2 protein-coding genes are annotated in these 2,806 nt (G+C 38.4%); both read left to right on the forward strand.

Annotation, left to right across the window (positions count from 1 at the left end):
• Window positions 1–809 precede the first annotated feature (809 nt).
• Window positions 810–1,115: a helix-turn-helix domain-containing protein gene (locus FTT83_RS15665; RefSeq protein WP_000366814.1), complete on the forward strand. Its 306-nt coding sequence runs from the start codon at window positions 810–812 to the stop codon at window positions 1,113–1,115.
• Window positions 1,115–2,380, forward strand: coding sequence for a type II toxin-antitoxin system HipA family toxin (locus FTT83_RS15670; protein ID WP_000934717.1), 1,266 nt, complete (start codon window positions 1,115–1,117; stop codon window positions 2,378–2,380). The genes FTT83_RS15665 and FTT83_RS15670 overlap by 1 nt, the downstream gene beginning before the upstream one ends.
• The last annotated feature ends 426 nt before the right edge of the window (window positions 2,381–2,806 follow it).

The raw sequence follows: 2,806 nt of genomic DNA on the forward strand, positions 1-2,806 counted from the left end.
TGTAGACAATTACTACATCATTTGCATTCAATGCTCAATACAGCCTGTCAGCAGAACCGCAGCGATACTTTTTTTCGTGCATACATGTAGTGTTTAAATCCATTCATTTTTCAATGATCCTCTGCCGTTTATCACATTTATGGTCGATCTTTAACCTTGTGAAAAATGCACATACCGATCCCTTCAAACTGTCAAATTTATGTATGCATGACATTTAAAGAAAATTATCTGATCAATTTTTTTAGGTAAAATTCATCAAGAAAAAAGTTATTATTATTCATAACATCACCAATAACCACATAAAAACAATAATTTAATAAATTATTCTTCCAATTTTTTTATATTTAGTGTTATTACCTCTAAATCCATGTTTACCACCTTCTATTACATAAGTAATTTAGAAGTATCCACGATATAAATTGCTTGCCCTCACACCTCTCCCCTCTCACGCCCAAAAAATTTATACTGAAAGGCAGATTAAGCCCGTTCGAGTTACATATAGCCGCATGCTATATTGAAAGCATTAAGAAAATATCCTCAATATTTATAGGATTTTTAAAGTATGAACTAATTTTCGAAGAACCCTTTCTAAGTAATGTGACCTATTAGGAAAAATGAAAATACTGAAATCTCCGTATCAACAATCAGTCAAAGTACATCCTGATGATTTTCTGTAACCGATACCCAAGGACTATACCTACCCTTCTGATGTGCTGTGCAACAAAGCCCTCCTTAGCCACACTATAGCTATAGATTAATTCCATTATTTTGTGATTTAATTAAATTATTCATTCTTAAGACCCAATTTAATGGATTTATATTTCACTAAACCAGAAGAAGTTGTGACTCTTTTAGGTGAGCGTTTACGTAAGCAACGACTCTTTCTGGAGATGTCTCAAGCTGAGGTAGCAGCACGCGCTGGTGTCGGCGTGAATACAGTTTCGAATCTTGAAGCGGGACGAAATGTATCTGTTGAAAATTTAGTCCGTATTGCAATGGTCTTGGGTCGATTAAACGAACTTCAGGAACTATTTAAACCTCAGCTTAACAGTGTGAATGACATTCTTCGCTATGAGAGTCAAAGTAAGCGCCACCGTATTAAGAGGAAGGGATAATGCTCAATAGACTTAATGTTTATTACAACGGTTGGGGCGAATCATGGTTATGGGGAACGCTGATTAGTTCAACAGCCACGACAGGTAGACCCACCATTGCTTTTGAATATAGTCCAGAAGCAATACAGCAAGGTGTTGAGCTCTCTTCTTACTTGCTGCCTTTAAAAGGTCTACCATTCAGACAAGGTTTTCCTACTCATCAAATGGGACTCCCAGGTCCAGTCTATGACGCTTTACCAGATGGTTGGGGCATGATGTTGATGGATCGATATTTCAAAAAAATTGGCTTAAATTCAGCACGAATTGGACCTTTGGAGCGTCTGACCTATATTAGTAGTCACGCAATGGGTGCCCTCTCCTTTGAACCTTGTGTTGCTGACATGCAAACCTCAGAAAATATCCCTTTACAACAACTGGCCCAGGAAGTTCAAGAAGTACTCAAAGGTGAAGGTGGTGAATTTCTACAGCATTTATTGGTCATGGGTGGCTCCCCTCAAGGTGCCAGACCAAAAGCGTTGGTTTACCGAGATCCTGTCAATTTAGAGTTTTCGACTCAAGATTCTGATCAACATGAAGCCTGGCTGATTAAGTTTCCTGCTCAGCAAGAGCATCCTGAAGTCTGCGCCATTGAAGCCGTCTATGCAGAATGTTTGCGACTTTGTGCAATTGAGACTCCAGATACCCATTTCTTTAATTTGCCCAATGGTTTAACGGCTTTTGCTTCTAAACGATTCGATCGTCAAAATGGTATGCGGATTCCAATGCAGAGTTTGGCTGCATATACAGGAGCAGACTATAAAGTTCCAGGTAGCCTAGACTATCGCAATTTTCTCCGGGCAACCTTGATGTGTACGCAAGATGTACGAGAAAGATTGCATGCTTTTAAACGTGCTGTGTTTAATGTGCTTTTCAATAATCGGGATGACCATACTAAGAACTTTTCATTTCTCATGGAGAAAAATGGTCAATGGAAATTGGCTCCAGCCTATGATGTGACCTTCTGCGAGGGTCCAGGTGGTTATCATCAAATGGACATTATGGGAGAAGCGCTCAATATTTCCCGAAATGACATACATAAACTCGGTACTTCAGAAGCTAATCTGACTACTCTAGAAGTCGATGAGATCATCTTGACCATGCGTGAAATTGCACTTCAATTTAGTCAAATTGCGCAGCGCCTGTATCCCCATCAAATTCGAGAATCTACCCTACAGATGATTCAATCACGGATTCAACAGAATATTGATTTTTTAACTGAAACCTAAGCGTAAATATAAACTAAGCGCCAACCATCAACTGCAAATAGACTTTGATATAGTTAGTCGCTACATAATCTGTAGAACCTGTGAATTAGCTCTCTTTATAATCACGAATATTAGATGGATCACCGCTAAGATATATTCTGCAAACGTGAAATCACTACATCCAGATCGAAAATCACTAAGAAAAAACTGTCACCAAAAAAAGGTCTGCACTATGGATAGATGCAGACCAAACTCTGGATAACTACCAGCACGAGAAATATGTCGCAATTTTGCATAGACATGAATTTGATAAAATCAGCCCAGAAAGCCAGAAATTCATAAAAACTATTTCATCAATCCCCTATAACTTAATCACGTTCATGGTCGATCTTAAATCTTGTGAAAAGTACTCATGCTGACCTAGCCAAACTGTAAAACTCATGTATT

Origin of the sequence: Acinetobacter sp. YH01018, assembly GCF_013420295.1 — a bacterium.
Lineage (GTDB): Bacteria > Pseudomonadota > Gammaproteobacteria > Pseudomonadales > Moraxellaceae > Acinetobacter.

What these genes read in the sequence shown, in the direction of transcription:
- FTT83_RS15665 (WP_000366814.1), top strand. Translation starts at nt 810, where the DNA reads ATGGATTTATATTTCACTAAACCAGAAGAAGTTGTGACTCTTTTAGGT.
- FTT83_RS15670 (WP_000934717.1), top strand. Translation starts at nt 1,115, where the DNA reads ATGCTCAATAGACTTAATGTTTATTACAACGGTTGGGGCGAATCATGG.